The sequence below is a fragment of the Azospirillum sp. P4_B5 genome, assembly GCF_056402275.1.
Genome location: NZ_JBFUHT010000110.1, coordinates 1 through 3,072, shown reverse-complemented (window position 1 = coordinate 3,072; position 3,072 = coordinate 1). Strand labels below are relative to the sequence as shown.

The 3,072-nt window shown below is 62.6% G+C and carries 2 protein-coding genes; one reads left to right on the top strand and one right to left on the bottom strand.

The genetic code is table 11. The features are described 5' to 3' along the window. Nucleotides 1-450: 450 nt before the first annotated feature. Nucleotides 451-1,710, top strand: coding sequence for a hypothetical protein (locus AC1DVI_RS32105; RefSeq protein WP_476961428.1), 1,260 nt, complete (start codon nt 451-453; stop codon nt 1,708-1,710). Nucleotides 1,711-2,259: 549 nt separating this feature from the next. Here AC1DVI_RS32105 and AC1DVI_RS32100 read toward each other — a convergent pair. After that, the coding region (locus tag AC1DVI_RS32100) for an HAD-IC family P-type ATPase (RefSeq protein WP_476961427.1) at nt 2,260-3,072 on the bottom strand (813 nt) is incomplete at its 5' end.

The following is a 3,072-nucleotide window of genomic DNA, read 5'->3' as shown; positions in this document are numbered from 1 at the left end:
GAGGGACAAATCAGCCGCTTGAAGACCATCAAGCGAACCATGTGCGGCCGCGCCAAGTTCGACCTGCTGCGTCATCGGGTTCTGGAGGCCGCATGAACGGAAGCGCTCCAGTCATTCCGCTGCACCAAAAACGCGGAAGGACCAGTTTGACGTGTCGCCTGACAGAAGTATGATGATGTTACGCTCACGCCTCACCCATTACGGTGCTCGTGCCGGGCTGTTGGGTATGTCCCACCACCGCCAGCGGTGCCGGCAGCATGGTGATCCGAAGCCGCTCGAGTGTGTATTCTTCCTGGGAGAAAGAAACATCTAGGCTATAGCAACCAGTTATTTTTGCGCCATGGGGTGTCCAAGTCCGATAGATGGGTAGGCCCGCAACAGTTGCAGAGCTGCCTGACGCTGTCATAGTCTGGACAGGAGAAAAAGAAGGAGCGCATGGTGTCCCAGCCTATGAGAACCCTGGTCCAGCGTTGGCGAGACGATCCTGGCGCCACCTACCGGTCCTGGTTTCTCTGGGAGGAGCGTGTAAAGAACTTTCGCTCGATCCGCCGTGGCATTCAGCAGGTGGTCGCCGACATCGAAGCCGCCACGTTCGGAAATGTCTACCGCGGCTCGTCGCTGGAGACAGTCGTACATTCCATCGCCGAGCAGCGCCAGATTTTCAAAGGTGCGGACCACGCCTTTTTGTGGAAACCCAAGCTGCGCATCCCGGACATTTACGAAAACTTCGATAATCAGCGCGCCTTCGGCCGTCTGCTCGACGCCTGCATCTGTTGCAAAGCCGAGGCGCAGATCCTCACCGCCATTCGGCAGATCGACGCCAAGCAGATCAAGGGCCTTGGCCCTGCCGTGGCCAACCTGCTGTATTTCCTGCATCCGACCCTGATACCGCCGTTCAACACGGCCATCGTCAACGGTTACAATGCAATGACCGGTGCCAAGGTAAAACTCGGCCGCTGGGATGAGTTTCTGGCTATGCGGCAGGGCATTCTGGCGCTGAATGCCGAGCATCGCGATCTGTTGTCGAACGATCTCGGGGCCATCGGCGGGCTATTGTTCGACGTTGGCTCCGGCCGCTACGCTCCACCACCTCGAGAAGACGATGCCTCGGCACAAGCGGCGTGGAAACTGGATCTCGCCAAGGTGCGTGAGGAGAGCGCCAACGCATCAAAGGCCTTGGCCGCTGGGCGTGAAGGTGACCGGACCCACACTGAAATCCAGGGCTGGCTGCGCGACTTGGGCAAGGCGTTGGGCTATGGCGTCTGGATCGCCGCTAACGACAGCAGCCGCCCTTACGACGGAGGCAAGCTGGCCGATGGCTGCCTTGACAAACTTCCCGATACTGTTGAGCAGATGTCCGGCGCCGACGCCATCCGCCTGATTGACGTGCTGTGGCTAGACCAGGCGCAGAACCAAATCGTCGCCGCCTACGAGGTCGAGCACTCCACCTCGATCTACTCGGGCATCGTCCGCATGCTCGATCTGGCGTTGGGGACAGATGCCCATGCGCTGGAAGGTCTGTTCCTAGTCGCGCCGAACGGACGCGAGCAGGAGGTGCGGGCGCAGTTGACCCGTCCAGCCTTCTCCCGCGTCGCTGATCTTAAGGTCCGCTATCTTCCGTACGGGGAGCTGGAAAACCATCGCGAGTCAATTGCCCGGTTCGGATCAGGCATGAAGGCAATCCACGTCATATCGCGGACTCTGACCTGAACCGGCAAGGCCGGCCCGGATGGACCGTCCGTTGAGTTGGCTTGCAAAAGGAAGCCGGCCGACTGCCGGCAATGGATTTGCGTCACGTGGCAGCATCCGATCCCGTGCCGGCGCTAATCACAGACGGTGGGGGCTTTTCTTTCCGCGTGACCTTGAAAAGCAGGTCGAACAGCGTGACCAGAAGCGCTGAGAACAGAGAAGGGGAACAGCAACTGCCACGAGCGGCCGATTGCGTGCACAGACGCCTGAAGGAGTGCAGACAGGAAGAGACACGGCGATCCAAAGACAACATTGTGCAACCCCCTGGTTAGGATAGCCCCGGCGGCAGTCGGAACTGCCTTTCGATCTCTCCGTTTCCGGATCGTATAGCTTCGACGCCCCGCCCCAGCCTCACCTTCAGAAATCCTGGAGCGAGGTCGCCGCATGACCGACAAACACACCGGATCATACCGCCGTGCATAAAGGCTGACACATAGCCTCTTCCAGGCCGCACATCTGATCGATGCCCCGCGACCACCGTACATGTGTCAGTGATTCTGCAAGACGGTATCAGAGCTTAAGTCCGCGCAGACGAAGAGCGTTTCCAATCACCGACACCGAACTCAGGGCCATCGCAGCCGCGGCGATGATCGGCGACAGCGTCCACCCGAACAGCGGGTAGAAGACACCCGCCGCGACCGGCACGCCGAGCGCGTTGTAGATGAACGCCAGAAACAAGTTCTGCCGGATGTTGCGCATCGTTGCCCGGCTGAGCGTCCGCGCCCGTGCGATGCCCGCAAGATCCCCCTTCACCAGCGTCACCCCAGCGCTCTGGATCGCGACCTCGGTGCCGGTGCCCATCGCCACGCCGACGTCGGCCTCGGCCAGCGCCGGGGCGTCGTTCACGCCGTCTCCGGCCATCGCCACCACCCGGCCCTGCGCCTTCAGCCGCTTCACGACCTGATTCTTGTCCTCCGGCAGCACCTCGGCCTCGACCGCGTCGATGCCCAGGCGGCGTGCCACCGCCTCGGCCGTGGTCCGGTTGTCGCCGGTCAGCATGACGATCCGCACGCCGTCGTTCCTGAGCGTCTCCAACGCGTGCGGCGTGGTTGCCTTGATCGGGTCGGCGACCGCAATCACGCCACCGGGCCGGCCGTCGATGGCGGCGAAGAGAGCGGTGGCGCCCTCGCGCCGGAGGTCGTCGGCGCGCGTTTCCAGGTCGCCCAGCGCGACACCCTGGTCCCGCATCATCGCGGCGTTGCCGAGGGACACTGTGCGCCCGCCGACCGTCCCGACGACGCCCTTGCCGGTGACGGAGCCGAAGTCGGCGACGTCCCGCAGCGGCAGGCCCCGTTCCTTGGCGGAGGCGACGATGGCGGCCGC

Coding starts and splice junctions, on each gene's coding strand:
- AC1DVI_RS32105 (WP_476961428.1), top strand. CDS start 451: ATGAGAACCCTGGTCCAGCGTTGGCGAGACGATCCTGGCGCCACCTAC.